General features: G+C 52.5%; 14 protein-coding genes. 5 read left to right on the forward strand and 9 right to left on the reverse strand.

What is annotated here, in order from left to right:
- Nucleotides 1-125: 125 nt before the first annotated feature.
- Complete coding sequence (locus ACTS3T_RS01820) at nt 126-2,198, reverse strand: cytochrome-c peroxidase (protein WP_462934653.1); 2,073 nt, start codon at nt 2,196-2,198, stop codon at nt 126-128.
- An 827-nt stretch (nt 2,199-3,025) separates the two neighbouring features.
- A complete protein-coding gene (locus ACTS3T_RS01825; RefSeq protein WP_462934654.1) occupies nt 3,026-4,675 on the reverse strand; it encodes a CocE/NonD family hydrolase in 1,650 nt (549 codons plus the stop codon).
- A gap of 89 nt (nt 4,676-4,764) precedes the next feature.
- Between ACTS3T_RS01825 and ACTS3T_RS01830 the strand changes: the two genes are divergently transcribed.
- A complete protein-coding gene (locus ACTS3T_RS01830) occupies nt 4,765-5,022 on the forward strand; it encodes a phosphodiester glycosidase family protein (protein WP_462934708.1) in 258 nt (85 codons plus the stop codon).
- Here ACTS3T_RS01830 and ACTS3T_RS01835 read toward each other — a convergent pair.
- The 4 genes from ACTS3T_RS01835 to ACTS3T_RS01850 form a co-directional block, all read right to left on the reverse strand.
- Entirely contained in the window at nt 5,019-5,210 is a 192-nt protein-coding gene (locus ACTS3T_RS01835; RefSeq protein WP_462934655.1) for a hypothetical protein, read from the reverse strand. The genes ACTS3T_RS01830 and ACTS3T_RS01835 overlap by 4 nt on opposite strands.
- A 240-nt stretch (nt 5,211-5,450) precedes the next feature.
- Nucleotides 5,451-6,236 carry an MOSC domain-containing protein gene (locus tag ACTS3T_RS01840; protein ID WP_462934656.1) on the reverse strand — a complete coding sequence of 262 codons (786 nt, stop codon included), beginning with the start codon at nt 6,234-6,236 and terminating at the stop codon, nt 5,451-5,453.
- A 74-nt stretch (nt 6,237-6,310) separates the two neighbouring features.
- On the reverse strand, nt 6,311-6,574 hold the full coding sequence (locus ACTS3T_RS01845; RefSeq protein ID WP_462934657.1) for a hypothetical protein: 264 nt from the start codon (nt 6,572-6,574) through the stop codon (nt 6,311-6,313).
- Nucleotides 6,575-6,651: 77 nt separating this feature from the next.
- On the reverse strand, nt 6,652-8,064 hold the full coding sequence (locus tag ACTS3T_RS01850) for a NupC/NupG family nucleoside CNT transporter (protein ID WP_462934658.1): 1,413 nt from the start codon (nt 8,062-8,064) through the stop codon (nt 6,652-6,654).
- Nucleotides 8,065-8,245: 181 nt separating this feature from the next.
- Here ACTS3T_RS01850 and ACTS3T_RS01855 point away from each other — a divergent pair, with 181 nt between their 5' ends.
- The 3 genes from ACTS3T_RS01855 (at nt 8,246) to ACTS3T_RS01865 (ending at nt 10,505) form a co-directional block, all read left to right on the forward strand.
- The gene (locus ACTS3T_RS01855; RefSeq protein ID WP_462934659.1) at nt 8,246-8,491 is read left to right on the forward strand and encodes a hypothetical protein; all 246 of its coding nucleotides are present in this window, start codon (nt 8,246-8,248) and stop codon (nt 8,489-8,491) included.
- 119 nt (nt 8,492-8,610) lie between these two features.
- Nucleotides 8,611-9,333, forward strand: coding sequence for a ribonuclease III (gene rnc, locus ACTS3T_RS01860; RefSeq protein WP_462934660.1), 723 nt, complete (start codon nt 8,611-8,613; stop codon nt 9,331-9,333).
- Nucleotides 9,334-9,461: 128 nt separating this feature from the next.
- Nucleotides 9,462-10,505, forward strand: coding sequence for a Gfo/Idh/MocA family protein (locus ACTS3T_RS01865; RefSeq protein ID WP_462934661.1), 1,044 nt, complete (start codon nt 9,462-9,464; stop codon nt 10,503-10,505).
- A 34-nt stretch (nt 10,506-10,539) separates the two neighbouring features.
- Here ACTS3T_RS01865 and ACTS3T_RS01870 read toward each other — a convergent pair whose 3' ends face one another.
- Nucleotides 10,540-11,673 carry a succinylglutamate desuccinylase/aspartoacylase family protein gene (locus tag ACTS3T_RS01870; protein WP_462934662.1) on the reverse strand — a complete coding sequence of 378 codons (1,134 nt, stop codon included), beginning with the start codon at nt 11,671-11,673 and terminating at the stop codon, nt 10,540-10,542.
- Nucleotides 11,674-11,762: 89 nt separating this feature from the next.
- Here ACTS3T_RS01870 and ACTS3T_RS01875 point away from each other — a divergent pair, with 89 nt between their 5' ends.
- Complete coding sequence (locus tag ACTS3T_RS01875; protein WP_462934663.1) at nt 11,763-12,875, forward strand: S-(hydroxymethyl)glutathione dehydrogenase/class III alcohol dehydrogenase; 1,113 nt, start codon at nt 11,763-11,765, stop codon at nt 12,873-12,875.
- Between the two features lie 21 nt (nt 12,876-12,896).
- On the opposite strand, the gene ACTS3T_RS01880 is transcribed toward ACTS3T_RS01875, so the two are convergent.
- Nucleotides 12,897-13,640: a metal ABC transporter ATP-binding protein gene (locus ACTS3T_RS01880; protein WP_462934709.1), complete on the reverse strand. Its 744-nt coding sequence runs from the start codon at nt 13,638-13,640 to the stop codon at nt 12,897-12,899.
- 147 nt (nt 13,641-13,787) lie between these two features.
- Nucleotides 13,788-14,243, reverse strand: a complete 456-nt coding sequence (locus ACTS3T_RS01885; RefSeq protein WP_462934664.1) for a Fur family transcriptional regulator — start codon at nt 14,241-14,243, stop codon at nt 13,788-13,790.
- Between the last annotated feature and the right edge of the window lie 197 nt (nt 14,244-14,440).

A 14,440-nucleotide genomic window follows, 5' to 3' on the forward strand; every position in this document is an offset into this window, starting at 1 on the left:
GTTGGATACGGATTAATTCGCAAAATTGAGAAGATAAAGGTAGCCCCGACGGTTAAAAGTCTGGCGGGGGCTACCCTTCTAGAGGGCTTAGCGTCTAAGGCTCAGCGTCTTTTGGTGCCCTCAAGCTACTGGCAGAGGTAGCCCCCCGGTAAAGCCACATAAGTGGTACCAACTGGGCAGTCAGCATCTTCAGGACTGATGCCACCGCCAAGGGGTGAAGGATCAGGTGCAGGTTCAACCGCAGCCGTTGGACGAACAGCAATGGGCTGATTCAGGAAGTTAGGACTGCCTTCCCAGCCACCAGCACCCACAGCAGGTAGCAGCAGTTGGCGGTCTTCGGCTTGGCCATCGCCATCGTTGTCTTTGACCTCGCGATCGCTACCGCGTTGGCCGTCAGGTAGCGGTAGCTCTGGGTGATCGAAAGGAGCGCGATCGTAAATCACGCGTTCGTCTGTCAGCGCTTCCATGAAGGCGACAAGATCTTTCTTTTCGCGGTTGGTCAGCCCTAAACGTTCAATGTCTGGGTCGCGGTTACGGTTGTTTTTGAAGTCACCCCCGCGATCGTAAAAGTCCACCACCTGCTCCAGCGTCAACTGACCGCCATTGTGGAAATAGGGAGCCGTTAGCGCAATGTTGCGCAGTCCTGGGGTTTTGAAAGCACCATTAACCGCCCTACGCTCGTTGGGTTTGAGGCGTCCGGTTTCGGCTGGGGCTTCACCCGGCACAATCGGAAAAGGTGGCCCAGCTTGCTGTGCTAGCTTTGTCATCGACAGAGGATTGCCAAAGGGATCGTTGCCGCCCAGTCCGAGGTCTTCGCGGGTGGGGCGCACCCCCACGTTGTAAAACCCATTGTCATAAACAGCGATGCCATCGTTGCCCATCACCATGCGCTCTAAGGGCTGATTTTGCACACTGGCGACAGAAGCCTTGGTTAATTCTGGCCCTGCATGACAGTTGATACATTTCCCTTTGGTCTGGAAAACTTCCAAACCTCGAATTTCACTCCGGCTCAAGGCGTTGCGATCGCCTGCTAGATAGCGATCGACGGGGGTATCATCCGAAATCAGGGTGGCTTCGTAGGCTTGCACCGCTAAGCCAAAAAAGAGCGAAAAATTGTACTCCATCTGGGTGAATTCGTTCGCCCCTGCTTGGTCAGGCGGTTTGTTGATAAAGGCTAAGTCGCCGTCGTCGTCTAACCCGACTAACTGTGAGCTATTCCACCACTGATTGCGAAACGCGTCTTTAATCATGGCGCGGTAGGAGCCTTCTAGCCCATTTTGCGGGGCGCGGCTGCTGGCTCCTAGCACGCTATCGTCAGGCGCTACCAGTTGTTTGGCTAAAGGTCGCAAACTTAGCGTTCGATGAGCAGCTTTCGCCCGACGTTTGCGAGCCCGTCTGCCAATATCGGCAAAGCCGCGTCCTTCGGCTGACATCTCAAAGGCGCTAAGCGGTGGGCCAACAGCTTGAGATGCCAGCGAAGACTGATCCAGGCTGATGCGAGTTGTTTCCAGGCTGTCCTGACGCGATCGCAGCACCACTGCATCCGGATCTCGCTGCCCAAAAGGACTAACACCGTTAAAGTCGTTTTGCGCCCGACCATCCCAGAAGTTACGGAAGTTAAAGACTGCATTGATCACGCTGGGGGTGTTACGCGGTTCAACTCTGCGCACATTGATCCCATGAACGTTAAAAACTTCGTCGGGTACAGGGTTGGACGTTCCCGTTTGCTGGTCAAAGACGCTACTGTGTACCCCTTGTGAAGAGGCGACATCGTTCGTATCTGACAGCACAGTAGAATTGCGATTGTTCGGATTAGATAGTTTATGAAAAGGAAAGTCGTCCACTTTTAGCTGGTAGTTAGGCCCACCTAGCTGAAAAGTTTTATCCGGATCTGGAATAGCTTCTCCGTCTTCTGCATCTTCCCGCGTGATCTGGAGTAACCCAGGGCTTAGCTGGTTGCGAGAACGATTGTCAACTCCAGCATGGAAGTGACAGCTTGCACAAGAGGTTTTACCGTCTGAGCCAATCTGAATGTCCCAAAACAGGGCTTTACCCAGCCGCACTAAAGCCTCTTCATCTTTAACAAAAGTGCTGAGGTTACTGGGTTTGGGCACCGGGACGCTACTTAGAGGTCTGAGCGGTTCGGTTTCCATTTGGGCTGAAGCCACCTGCCCAACTGCGATGACGGCAAAAACCACAGCAGCAACCGATCCTACCCGCTGTAATCGGAACCGACGTCGTAACCAGCGTCGAGAAGTCCCAAGCAGCCAATCCCCCATAGGCCACTTGGGAACAAGTTTTTGAAAAAAGCGTCTAAGTGGAGTAAATCGCCAAGCAAAACAGAACGCTAGGCTTATCCCTAACGCGGCCAAGATATAATAATTCATAGGTTTCTAGTTGCCGATCCATTGCGGATCAGCAGCTTGATGACAGTTGAATGTGCAAGAACTCGACTGTTAAATGGTTCTGGTAGGTCTTCCCCAAGACCTGCCAGATTTTTTTGGATTGGTTCAATCGCTACTAGCTTTTTGGAGCGTGGCGATTAAACGTATTTGGCAGCCTTCCCCAAACCTGCCAAGCCTCTTGAAACAGTAAGGCTAATGAGGTTTCCTCCTGAGTATTAACTACCGCCTGAGCCAGTGCTGGTGCCCTTCAGGTGACTGAGCATCCTGTGAGGTAATGTGTTGAGTCGCAAAGCTAAAGCTCTTTTTGGGAGAATTTTGGCTTTGTCGCCTAAACTATCACTTCAATCAGTCAGCCAGCTAAAGGAGTAAGTAATTTCCACATGAATGAATACTTTTTGAGTGTAATCTCCACCAATGGGATAGTCAAAGTTTTTTTTATATGTTTTAACCAATCGTCCTGATAGGCTACAAAGCCGCTATATAAAGACCTACGGACTTTACTTTGTCAGATCTGCCCACGCCGTTTTATGAAATTTTGGAGATTGAAATGTCAAGTTTTGATGAACTTGTAAAGCTCGTTTCTCTACCATAAGATGGATTTATTGGACAGACTTTTGAGCTTATTGAGAATCTTTATGGATAATTGGCAGTTTTACGACGGTTGGATATTGCTCTCCGGTTGCGATCGCCAAAGTAACAATTCGTGACTCGATTAACCGACTTTCGCCTGCTGTTTTTCCAGTACCCGCATTGACCGCATAGGCTGGAAAGCAAGCCCCACTAAGGCTCAGACGTAAGGCATGACCAGCAGCAATCCGAAAGCAAGTAGGCTGTAGCGATACCGTATATTCCTGGGGATCAGCGGTGTTAAAATTAACCTGATCGAAGCGTTTGTAGCCTTGGGTCAAATTATATACCTGTCCCAAATCGTTCACCTCTGACAAGATAACGCACAAGTCAAAGCTGGGGGCATCGACGGTACAGTAAAGGGTGACCGATACTTCGCCAACCACCCGCAGCTCGGCGGCTAAGGCGGCTGTGGTGTAGGTCAATATGTCGCTACGGTTGTCTAAGTGCGATCGCTCAAATGAACCAGCCGGAATGCCAGCGTGTCCGCCTAAAGCGGGTGCTGGCCGCCAGGGATCATGCACTATTCGCTCTAGTACGGCTGACGGTGGCGGTAGAACTTCAGTCAGCCGACCGTCATCTTCACGGATGCTGGCTAGGCCGCTGCTACTAAAAAAGTAAGTTTGCACTGCACCCATAGGCCAAGTGTCAAATGAACGCCACTGGTTGCTGCCCATTTCAAACAGGCAAATCGCCGCTTCTTGCAGCAGTCCAGTATCTTCACCTTTAAGAAAGTGGTTAAACCAGCGAACCTGAAGACGATCAATCGGGCTGGCGGCGGCTGGGCCAAAATCGCGTCCGCCCACAACCCGACCCCAGGGAAGATGCCCCCAAGGGCCAATCCAGATCTGCTGAGGCGCTGAACCTGCCATTTCTTTGAACAAGCGGATATCTCCTCGCAGGTAAGGATCAAACCAGCCGCCCACATGCAGCATTGGGAGTTTGACATGGGCTAGCTGCGGCTTCAGCGCTGCCCAATATTCATCGGGCTGAGGGTGATCGAGCCAGTCGTGGAAAAAAGAATCGGGTGCCAGCGTGGATAAAATTTGCGGTCGAGCCGGAATCGCGTCGCTTAAAGGCAGATTACGAGCAGCGGCATAAAGCTTTTGATAAGCGGTTTCATCTCCGCGTAGACGAGCCGTTTCAGCCGCAATTTGCACAGCCCAGCCCAGCCCCGCTTGCAAACACAAAGCACCGTTTTCGTACGCCCAATCTGCATAGAGGTCATAGCCTACCATTGCCGGAGCGATCGCCTTTAGGGCAGAAGGTTGGGCTGAAGCCGCATAAAGCTGAGTCATCCCCTGGTAAGAAAAGCCATACATGCCCACCTGGCCGCTACTGCCCGGTAGCTGGGCGGCCCATTCCACCGTGTCGTAACCATCAGCCACTTCGTTGGCAAATAAACGAAACTCACCTGCCGAAGTGCCCCGCCCCCGTACGTCCTGAATGACGACAATATAGCCTTGAGCCGCGTACCAGGCGGGATGCGCATAAACAACGGTTGAAGCGATCGCCCGACCATAGGGCTGTCGCATCAGCAGTACCGGATAGTCTCCGGCAGCGGCAGGTCGATAAACGTCGGCTTCTAAGCAAACGCGATCGCGGGTCTGCATCGAAGCCGTTTCTAAGTAAACTGGCAGCATGGAAGAACTCTAAAGCAGATTTGACACCATACTTTAGCAGCACCAGCTCAGCTTAGTCGTCAGCCCTTTATTCTCTTGGCTAGTCAGGTATAGCGAAAGGCAGCGATCGCCCTGATGCCCGCGCTGCGGCTGGACTCGACAACAGCGGTTACACGCTATGGCTGGTTGTCGTTGACGGTAAACAGCCCCGCTACAGCGAAGGGATGCTGCTGACAGAACTGGTAGAGGTCTTGCAATCACTAGGCCCAGCCAAAGGCCGCATCTGCTTAATGCCCCGGTTCACAATAAAGGGGCGCTGGGAACACTCGGTCGCGACTTCATCTGGGGTTTTATCCGGCCTCCCTTAGCGCTGAGTCGCCCTAACCACTAAAATATACATCGCCGAATCGCGCAGTTGATTGACCCGCGAAGCCTGCAAGCCGTGGTTGGCAGACTCATGCACATGAGCCAACCCCAACAGCGTCGTCGTCCAGGCAATAATCAACGCTGACAAGTTTCGAGCAATGCGTTTGCGGCAGAAGGCACAGTGCAGCATAACGGTATTCCCAGTTCGCTAAGTGGTAGATCATCCATAGCAAAGATGCTATGAGGCTAGAATGCCCGTAGTTTGAAGCATCAAAGCTAACTGACATAGCCCCTAATGGCTCAGTTAGGCTCAGCCATTAGGCTGAAATTCGCCAGCTTGAACCTGAGAAGTCCCTGAGAGAATTTGGCAGCATTGTAGGCCATAACCCCAGTTTTGTTTACAGAATAATAAAAACTTAGCTTTTTGACTTTAAGCCTCAACGGCGAGGCGATCGCCAACTTGCAGCCGTTGGCCGCTTTGGGTGGGGGCTAGCCGGGTATTGACCGCTACTCGGTAAAAATGGTTAAAGCGCGATCGCACGACCCAAGGCGGCAGGGTTTGCGATCGCTGGCGGCTAAATTCTGCTTGAAACTGGGCAGTGGCTTCGCCTGTGTGCGGATCGCGAGTGGGTACGATACAGCGCTGACAAGGATTAATGCCTTGCAGCGTTACCTCGCCAATCCGAAAATTGACGGCCTCCCCCGACTCGCCAAAAAGCTGGTCTTCCCAAAATGCCGGAACACCGTCAATTTCTAAGTTGGTACGCAGGCGTTGACGTACGGCTTCTAAGCTGAGGGGTGGATACCAGCTAGCGATCGCCGCTAAGGTTGCTGTGCTAATAACGGTAGGGCCAGGAGAAGCGGTATCATCCGGAAAGCCCATGCCCCTGTCTTCCCGCAGATGGACAGGCTGGTCAAAATAGTGGCTAAACCAGTCTGCCAAGGCGGGTTTGCCTTCAGGCAGGTGAAAGCTCAGCGGTGCGGCTGAGGCTGTCTGCAACGTTACCAGACTCAGATCAGCGCTAAACTGAGCGCGAATGCGGTGAATTTTAGCCGTCCGCTTGCCGTTGATCACCCGTCCTTTTACGTCAAATAGAGCAAAGCGGCGATCGCCAACTAGCGCCCCACTCGGCAAAACCTGCACCTGCTGCACCGAAACTCCGTCTAAAGACTTGATGGGGTACAGATCAATCCGCGCTAGATAAGGAATAGACATAGCTAGAAAAGAAGCGTCAGCAAGAGGCGTTAGCGATTAAAAGTGGCCAACAAATTGGCGGCTGACGGCTGCTTTCAGGATAGAGTAATTTCTTCGCCAAAACCGAGTCCAGCCCGATAGATCGCTTCCTGGCAAGCGTCAATCGCCTGCTGCTGTAGAGAATTGGGCGGAATATCTTCACACAGTCGGCGGGCTAGGGCTTGGCTAGCGATACAAGCCAGTTGAAAGTCAGCTCCGACCTGCAGTAGATCTTGGAGAAATTGTTGAGAGGTGCGGCGAGTCAAGTAAAGATTACTAAAAAGAATTTTTTGAGGAACCAGCATGCCACGACGAGCCACGAGGGAACTAGCTTTCTCTTCTCAAGGTTCCCTGACTTGTCCGGAAAGTAGATATCCCGGTTAAGGGCTGCAAAATGCTATCGACCCAGCACCGCTGTCCCTTCGTAAAAATAAAGCCCTGCAATACACCCCGTCATTAAGGTGGCTAGCGTCCCGGCCCAAAGTGCTTTCCAACCCAGTTCGCTGATGTCTTGGCGGCGAGACGGCACCAGCCCAGCTAGCCCCCCCACAAAAATTCCGACTGAAGGGATATGGGCAAAACCACAAAGAACGTAGCTGACAATGACCATCGTGCGATCGCTAATTTCGCCACTAGCGGCCAGTCCGGCCAGGGTGAGGTAGGGCGGAATGGCGGTTTCTAGCAAACGGCGGCCAATAATTTTGGAAGCTTCCCACAGTTCTGGCCAATTGTCGGCGGGAGCCGTCATCAACGTCAGAGGCAAAAAGAGCGCCCCCATGATGTTTTGCAACGTCACCACCTGAAAAATTTGGCCGATCCAGCGCAATACAATGATTTCACTGTCTGACCACGAAGCTAGCCCTGCAAAAATCAGGTTTAGCAACGCAATTAAGCCTAAAATTGCCACAATTACCGCAGCAATTCCCACCGCCATTTTGACGCCATCTAAAGCACCTAAAATCAGCGCATCCATAGGACTTTGCTGGGTTTCAGCTTCTCCTTTTTCTTCAGGAACAATGCCTAAGGTTTCGGGCACCCCAGTTTCGGGTACCAAAATCTTAGACATGACAAAAGCAGCCGGGATAGTGAGTACCGAAGCGGCCATCAAATGTCCGGTAATGGCGGGGAAAGTAGGCCGCAAAAAGCCAGCATAGAGCGCCAAAACGGTAGAAGCAATTGAGCCAAAACAAGACGATAACACCGCACACAGCTCACTGCGGGTCATTTGGGCTAGAAAGGGTTTAATGGCGATCGCCGATTCAATGCCCACAAAAATGTTTGCAGCCCCCGCCAAAGATTCCGCGCCGCTGATATTCATGGCCGAGCGAAATAGCTTGGCAAAGACGCGCACAATCGGCTGAATGATATTGAGGTTGTAGAGCAAGCCAATTAAGGCAGCAAAGAAAATGACCTGAGGCAACGAGCGAAAAGCAAAAATAAAGCCAAGATTGAGGTTGTCTGCGCCAATGCGATCGCCTTGAACCGCCGCGAAGGGGGGCGTCAACGCTCTAGCTAGCCAGCGCCCCGCACCGACTGGCCCTGTCGCGGCGTTCGGATCGGGAACAAAGATCGGCCCAAACAAAAACCGGGCCCCTGCTTCGGAAGCGTCAATAATGCCGTTGAGCAAGTCATTGAGAATCAGAACCAGATCACGGGTGCCCGGTATGCGAAAAACCAGCAGGCCAATGACTAGCTGTAGCCCCAGCCCCCAAATGATGACTTTCCAGGGAATGCGGCGGCGATCTTCTGAACCTAACCAAGCAATCAAACACAACCCAAATAAACCCAGAAACGAGAGCAAATTCAGCATTGAGTTGAGTGCCTCCCGGAATGAACTAAGTGCTGAGCCAACGTCAATATTATTCGCAAACGTCCCCACCATATCCGAGGTCACTGTTAATTTGGCTGGTGCTTAAAACTTCGACATGCACTCAAGCCGAAACGATTGCTAGCTCCGATAATAGGAAAGAACTGCAAGCGGCAAGCTGTTTATGGATGTTTTTGCACCGATTCCGCCTGAGTGGACTCAGTCAGCCACCCATGCTTACCGATTTAATTGCCCTCACTGCGATGTGCCAAGCGCTCAGGCTGAGGCTGTTTGGATCAATCGGCGATCGCCTGTCTATACCGAAGGACATCGCCGCAAGTGGCAAGAATTCTATCACTGTAGCTGTGGGACGGCTTGGTGGGCCTGGAGCAGCGATCGCCCCCCAGCAGAAACTTACAAGGAGGTCTGAGCCAGAGCGATCCCAGCGAGGCCAGTCTAGACTGCTAAGATCGCTTTCAAGCGATGGTTGAACGCTCAGTCGGCTGTTAAAGCCAATCGCTTTGGCTCTTTGCGCATCTTTTGGGGTTTATGTCCGCAACTCTCACGCCTGAACGAAAACGGCATCTGCAACAGTTAATTATTCAGCTAGGGCTACCTGCTGCGACCGAAGTAGACTGGCAAAAGCTCAACCAGGCTTTAATCCACCCGTCTTTTCAGGCCAATGAAGCCTACGAGCGGCTAGAATTTTTGGGCGATGCGGCGTTACGGCTGGCAGCAGCAGAGTTTTTACTCCAGGCGTTTCCGGCGGCGTTGGTGGGTGAGGTAGCCGAGCTGCGATCGCGACTGGTTAGCGATCGCGTGTTGGCTCAGCTAGCCGACGACTACAACATTGAGCAGTTTTTGCTGCTGTCTGAGGCTGCTATTCGCGATCGCGCCGGACGCGCTTCTCGCTTAGCAGATGCCTTTGAAGCCATTCTAGGGGCGCTTTATGCCACCACTGACAACACCGCTTTGATCCATCCCTGGCTCGATCCGCACTTTCGCCGCTTGGCGGAAACCATTCGCACGGATCCGGCCTTGCAAAACTACAAAGCTGCTTTACAAGAATGGACGCAAGCCCACTACAAAGTCTTGCCTGAATATCGCACTCAAGAACTCAGCCAAAAACACGGCGACCCGGAACGTTTTGGCGCTATTGTTTGGTTTCAGGCGCGCCAGTGGGGCGAAGGTAAAGGCCCCTCAATTAAGCTGGCCGAACAAGCCGCCGCTCGGCAAGCCTACTATGCTTTGCAGGCTGTAGCCGACAGTTGAGCAATTGCATTTTGGCGGCTGGGCTGGGTGCTAAGGTGCGGTTCCGGCGAAATTTAGCCGTTTGGCTAGCTCACCGATTCGACAAGCCGGGTACTTTGGCTTCAGCAGTTACCTTTAGCAGTCAACAGATGACCTCTCAACTTGGTTTGGCAATTTTTGGGGCAGGGCGGTGGGGCACCCACCTGCTGCGCAACTTTTTGGCGCTACCGGGGGTAACGGTGCAGGCCGTTATCGAACCCGACCCCGCCCAGCGCGATCGCATTCAACGTCAGTTCAAGCTGCCAGAAGCAACTCAGCTGATGGCTGACTGGCAAGCGGCTTTGAACCTGCCTCAGCTACAAGCCGTCGTCGTTGCCACCCCAGCGCAAACCCATTACTCCCTAGTCGAAGCAGCGCTAAAGCGGCGGTTACACGTCTTAGTAGAAAAGCCGCTGACGCTAGATAGCCAGACCAGTCTGGCTCTGTGCCAGCTAGCCGAACGGCAGGGGGTGCAGCTTGTGGTGGATCACACCTATTTGTTTCATCCGGTGGTTGAGCAGGGTCAAGCTGTCTTGGCAAAAAAACGGCTCGGCCCGCTGCGTTACGGCTATGCTACCCGCACAAATCTGGGGCCAGTGCGACAAGATGTAGATGCCCTTTGGGATTTGGCCATTCATGACCTGGCAATTTTTAACCACTGGTTAGGCGAAACACCTTGCCAGGTGAGCGCTCAAGGCCAAACCTGGCTGCAAAATACGGTAACGGATTGGCCGCAGTTTCCTCATGGACTGGCAGATTGGGTGTGGGTGAAGCTAACGTATCCCAGCGGCTTTCAGGCAATGCTGCATTTGTGCTGGGCGAATCCTGACAAGCAGCGGCGTTTGGCTGTGGTAGGCGATCGCGGTACGCTGATTTTTGACGAGATGCAGCCAGAAACGCCGCTGACGCTGCAACACGGCTACTTTCAGCAGCTTGACCATCGCTATGTGCCTCAAGATGTTCGGCTAGAGGTAATCCCCGCGATCGCTGAGGAGCCTTTGCGTCGCGTTTGTCAGCATTTTGTTGCCTGTGTCAAAGCCAATGCGCCGTCGGTTCTCTCCTCTGGCCGGGTTGGCACGGCTTTGGTCAAGCAGCTCTCCGGTATATCAGCTTCGCTGCATCGGGGCGGAGAGGTCGTCGTCCCTGTTGACTAGGGTCAGCCGCAAACCTCTGCCGCTTGAGGCGACCTCACTCATCCAACCGAATCAACGACAACACATATTCTCCCTGGCTGAGCGCTCGGTTGGTAGAAACGTCATAGACCAACCCCGCCGACTGCGCTTGCACGTCAAGCACGCCGGGAAGCGATTCTAGCTTATTAAAGCAAAGCAGCTGATACAGCAGATCTCCGGCTTTGACTTCGGTTCCGGGGCGAACGCGATTTTCGATGACGCCCCCGGTGGTGGCATAGTACTTGGTAACCTGACTGCGATGAGCCAGCGCCATGCAAACTTCGCTAACATCATTGACTGTTACCTCAGCTAGCAACCCCTTGCGCACCAGATAGTTTTTGACGCCCTTTAGTCCGCGTTCAACCGATTGGGGGTTGAGTTGCATCCCCGTGCCTAGCTCCAGCGTCCAGGCTTCTATGTCGCAGTGGAGCGATCGCCCTAATTGCTCAAAAGCCGCCTCTAGAGCTAGCCAGGGTTTGATAAAGGCTTCGTCAAACGCATCGCCGTCATACTTGTCTAGCAAAATGCCAAAATCAAGGCCAAAATAGCAGGCACTCTGGTCGCGATCGCGAAAGTAATAGACATAATCAAGTCCTTCGTTGGTGGAGCTGTGTAAATCCACCACGTAGTCAGCATCGAGTGCCAAAGCCTGCAGCCGAATTCGATACAGTTCATGCACTGGTACCCCGGTCGGCGCAGCGATCGCCGCTAGCTGTGCGGCAAAAGCGTTTTGAATTTGCTGCCGATATGCCGTGACAATCGCTGTAACCGGGCTGTCTAAGTGCGATCGGGCAAAGGCCAAAATATCAGCGCCTGTTTTTTCGTAGTCCCAAAAAATACGGTTGTAGTCGCGTCCGTCATAGGGGTTGTAGCGTCCGGAAGCAAAGTTGTGGGCTCGCTGATTCACCCCCATCGGGTTACACACGGGAACCAGGCAAATTTCGCCCTTCAGCGTCGTATCGTCTAGCTGACTTAGCCACTGGATTAGCTCATGAATAACGGCATTGCCCGCCAATTCTGCACCATGTAGGTTGGCTTGAATATAAACCTTTTTGCCGGGGCGATCGCCGACGAAACGGTAAGTTTGCAACATCAAGCGATCGCCTGATGCCAACTGCATCAGGGGTAGAGCCGTAATCTTGGGATACATGGATTCTTTATACTGAAAGAAAATGTCCTAGCCTTAAAGCAGTTTGAGCCAGTAAGCTAACCACTTAGGCTAATCGTAGGAGATACATCATGGAAGTCAAGGCAGCTGTAGCATTTGAAGCGGGTCAACCGCTCAGGATTGAAACGGTACAGCTCGAAGGCCCCAAAGCTGGCGAGGTACTGGTCGAAATCAAAGCCACCGGGATCTGCCACACAGACGCCTACACGCTATCGGGTAAGGATCCAGAAGGACTCTTTCCCTCAATTTTAGGCCACGAGGGCGCTGGCATTGTGGTTGAAGTGGGGCCAGAAGTCAGCAGCCTCAAACCAGGTGATCACGTCATTCCCCTCTATACGCCAGAGTGCCGCCAGTGTGAATATTGCCTCAGCTTCAAGACCAACCTCTGTCAGGCCATTCGCGCCACCCAGGGCCAGGGGTTGATGCCTGATGGCAGCCGTCGCTTTTCCCAAAATGGCAAGCCCCTCTATCACTATATGGGCACCTCTACGTTTGCCAACTACACCGTCGTCCCTGAAATTGCCCTGGCTAAGATCCGCGAAGATGCTCCGTTTGACAAGGTGTGCTACATCGGCTGTGGCGTTACCACTGGCATTGGCGCTGTCATCAATACCGCGAAGGTAGAACCTGGCTCGAATGTGATTGTGTTTGGGCTAGGGGGCATTGGCCTTAATGTAATTCAGGGCTGCCGCCTGGTCGGGGCTGACATGATTGTGGGAGTTGATATCAATCCGGCACGACGAGAAATTGCTGAAAAATTTGGCATGACCCACTTCGTCAATCCCAAAGAAGTTGACGGGGACTTAGTGCCTTATCTGGTAGACCTAACTAAGGGCGGAGCCGACTACACGTTTGAATGTATTGGCAACGTCAACGTTATGCGGCAGGCGCTAGAGAGCTGTCACAAGGGCTGGGGTGAAAGCGTCATTATCGGTGTGGCGGAAGCAGGAGCCGAAATTAGTACCCGCCCGTTTCAATTGGTGACGGGGCGCGTTTGGCGAGGCAGTGCTTTTGGGGGGGCTAGAGGCCGCACGGATGTCCCCAAAATTGTGGATTGGTATATGGAAGGCAAGATCAATATTGACGATCTAATTACCCACACCATGCCCCTAGAGCAAATCAACCACGGATTTGAGCTAATGCATAAAGGCGAGTCAATTCGTAGCGTGGTGTTGTTTGACTAGCCCCTATTGGATTAGCCAACATTAGCAAACATAAGAAAGGGGCAGCTTACCCGTCAAAATCGGCTGCAAATTTTCGCCATAGGCACGCTGAATATTTTCGAGCGTCATCACCGCTTGGGGGGTGTCGTTGGCTAAGAGTTGACGGTTGAGTAGCAGCAGGCGATCGTAGCGGTTGAGCGCATTGCCCCATTCATGGCTACACACCAGCAGGGTTTTGCCTTGGGCTTTGAGTTCAGCAAACACCGCTAGCAGAATAGCCTCGGTTTGCTTGTCAATACCCGTAAACGGTTCATCGAGCAAAAACAGGTCTGCTTGCTGAGCCAAAGCGCGAGCCAAAAACACGCGCTGCTGTTGCCCACCCGAAAGCTGACCAATTTGGCGGTGCGCCAGATCTAGCATGTCTACTCGGTCTAAGGCAGCTTCGACGCGCTGCTTTGCCTGATCACTGGGCGATCGCAGCCAACCTGCACTGGCTGCTTCTGCCATCAAGGCAACGTTCCAAGCGGTGATGGGGTAGTTCCAATCAATTTGCGATCGCTGGGGAACATAGGCGACTCGTTGCCGTTGGCGGCGCAGCGGTACCCCTTTGAGCAACACACTGCCGCGATAGTCGGTCAAACCCAAAATTGCTTTGATTAGGGTGCTTTTACCTGCGCCGTTAGGGCCAATCAGCCCAGCCAGTTCACCCGGCACAAGCGTCATCGAAACTTTTTCTAGCGCCCGCACACCCCGATAAGTGACCGTCAAATCTTGAACCGCCAGCATATGCCAAAAAATGATAATCATTCTCGCAATCTATGGGCGATCATAACAAGAAAAAACCTGCCTGGGTCAGACAGGTTTGCATTATTTCAAAATCGTTTTCACGAGCAATTTGGTTTTGGGTGAAAGCGCCGCCAACGCAAATTGTGTTTACAAAGGTACGACCGATCGCTGGCAGGTTGGGCACACCGCATGAATCAGCAGTTGGCAATCGAGCAGATGATAGCCAGATTTTTCGGCAGTTTTTGCCCCCGCTTTGAGAACAGAATCATTCTTAAACTCGATGGTTTTATTGCAGCGAACACAGATGAGATGATGGTGATGGTGCGGGGCTGGCTGGTTAATTTCGTAGCGCTTTTGCCCTTCAGCTAGCTCTAACTCGCGCAAAATGCCCATACGAGCCATAAGTTTGAGATTGCGATAGATAGTAGAAAGGCTGATAGCCTCGCCTTCTTCTTTCAATAAGTCGCAAAGTTCTTCAGCGCTGAGGTGGTTGCCTTTAGCCAGGTTTTGAAAGGTCTTTAAAATGGTTTCTCGCTGGGGAGTCATGCGCCAGCCGCGTTCGTTCAGTTCGGCTTTGAGTGCAGTCGCGGTGTAAGCAACCATCGCCTTGTCCCCTTCTTAACAAATGTCAATAAAAATCTCTTATTGAGAATGATAGCGAATGTAGAATTTATTTGCAACAAATCCTCCTTGTTGAGAATGATCCCTAAGAAGCAATAAAGATTCGGCTATCAGCGATCGCTTTGCAAATCCAAGTTGGCTGGCCTGCTTTGCTAGAGCCATACCGTAAGGCTCAAATA

This window comes from Almyronema sp., assembly GCF_052168255.1.
GTDB classification, from domain to species: domain Bacteria; phylum Cyanobacteriota; class Cyanobacteriia; order Phormidesmidales; family Phormidesmidaceae; genus Sphaerothrix; species Sphaerothrix epifaneia.

Coding starts and splice junctions, on each gene's coding strand:
- ACTS3T_RS01825 (WP_462934654.1), bottom strand. CDS start 4,675: ATGCTGCCAGTTTACTTAGAAACGGCTTCGATGCAGACCCGCGATCGC.
- ACTS3T_RS01835 (WP_462934655.1), bottom strand. CDS start 5,210: ATGCTGCACTGTGCCTTCTGCCGCAAACGCATTGCTCGAAACTTGTCA.
- ACTS3T_RS01840 (WP_462934656.1), bottom strand. CDS start 6,236: ATGTCTATTCCTTATCTAGCGCGGATTGATCTGTACCCCATCAAGTCT.
- ACTS3T_RS01850 (WP_462934658.1), bottom strand. CDS start 8,064: ATGCTGAATTTGCTCTCGTTTCTGGGTTTATTTGGGTTGTGTTTGATT.
- ACTS3T_RS01855 (WP_462934659.1), top strand. CDS start 8,246: ATGGATGTTTTTGCACCGATTCCGCCTGAGTGGACTCAGTCAGCCACC.
- rnc (WP_462934660.1), top strand. CDS start 8,611: ATGTCCGCAACTCTCACGCCTGAACGAAAACGGCATCTGCAACAGTTA.
- ACTS3T_RS01865 (WP_462934661.1), top strand. CDS start 9,462: ATGACCTCTCAACTTGGTTTGGCAATTTTTGGGGCAGGGCGGTGGGGC.
- ACTS3T_RS01870 (WP_462934662.1), bottom strand. CDS start 11,673: ATGTATCCCAAGATTACGGCTCTACCCCTGATGCAGTTGGCATCAGGC.
- ACTS3T_RS01875 (WP_462934663.1), top strand. CDS start 11,763: ATGGAAGTCAAGGCAGCTGTAGCATTTGAAGCGGGTCAACCGCTCAGG.
- ACTS3T_RS01880 (WP_462934709.1), bottom strand. CDS start 13,640: ATGCTGGCGGTTCAAGATTTGACGGTCACTTATCGGGGTGTGCGGGCG.
- ACTS3T_RS01885 (WP_462934664.1), bottom strand. CDS start 14,243: ATGGTTGCTTACACCGCGACTGCACTCAAAGCCGAACTGAACGAACGC.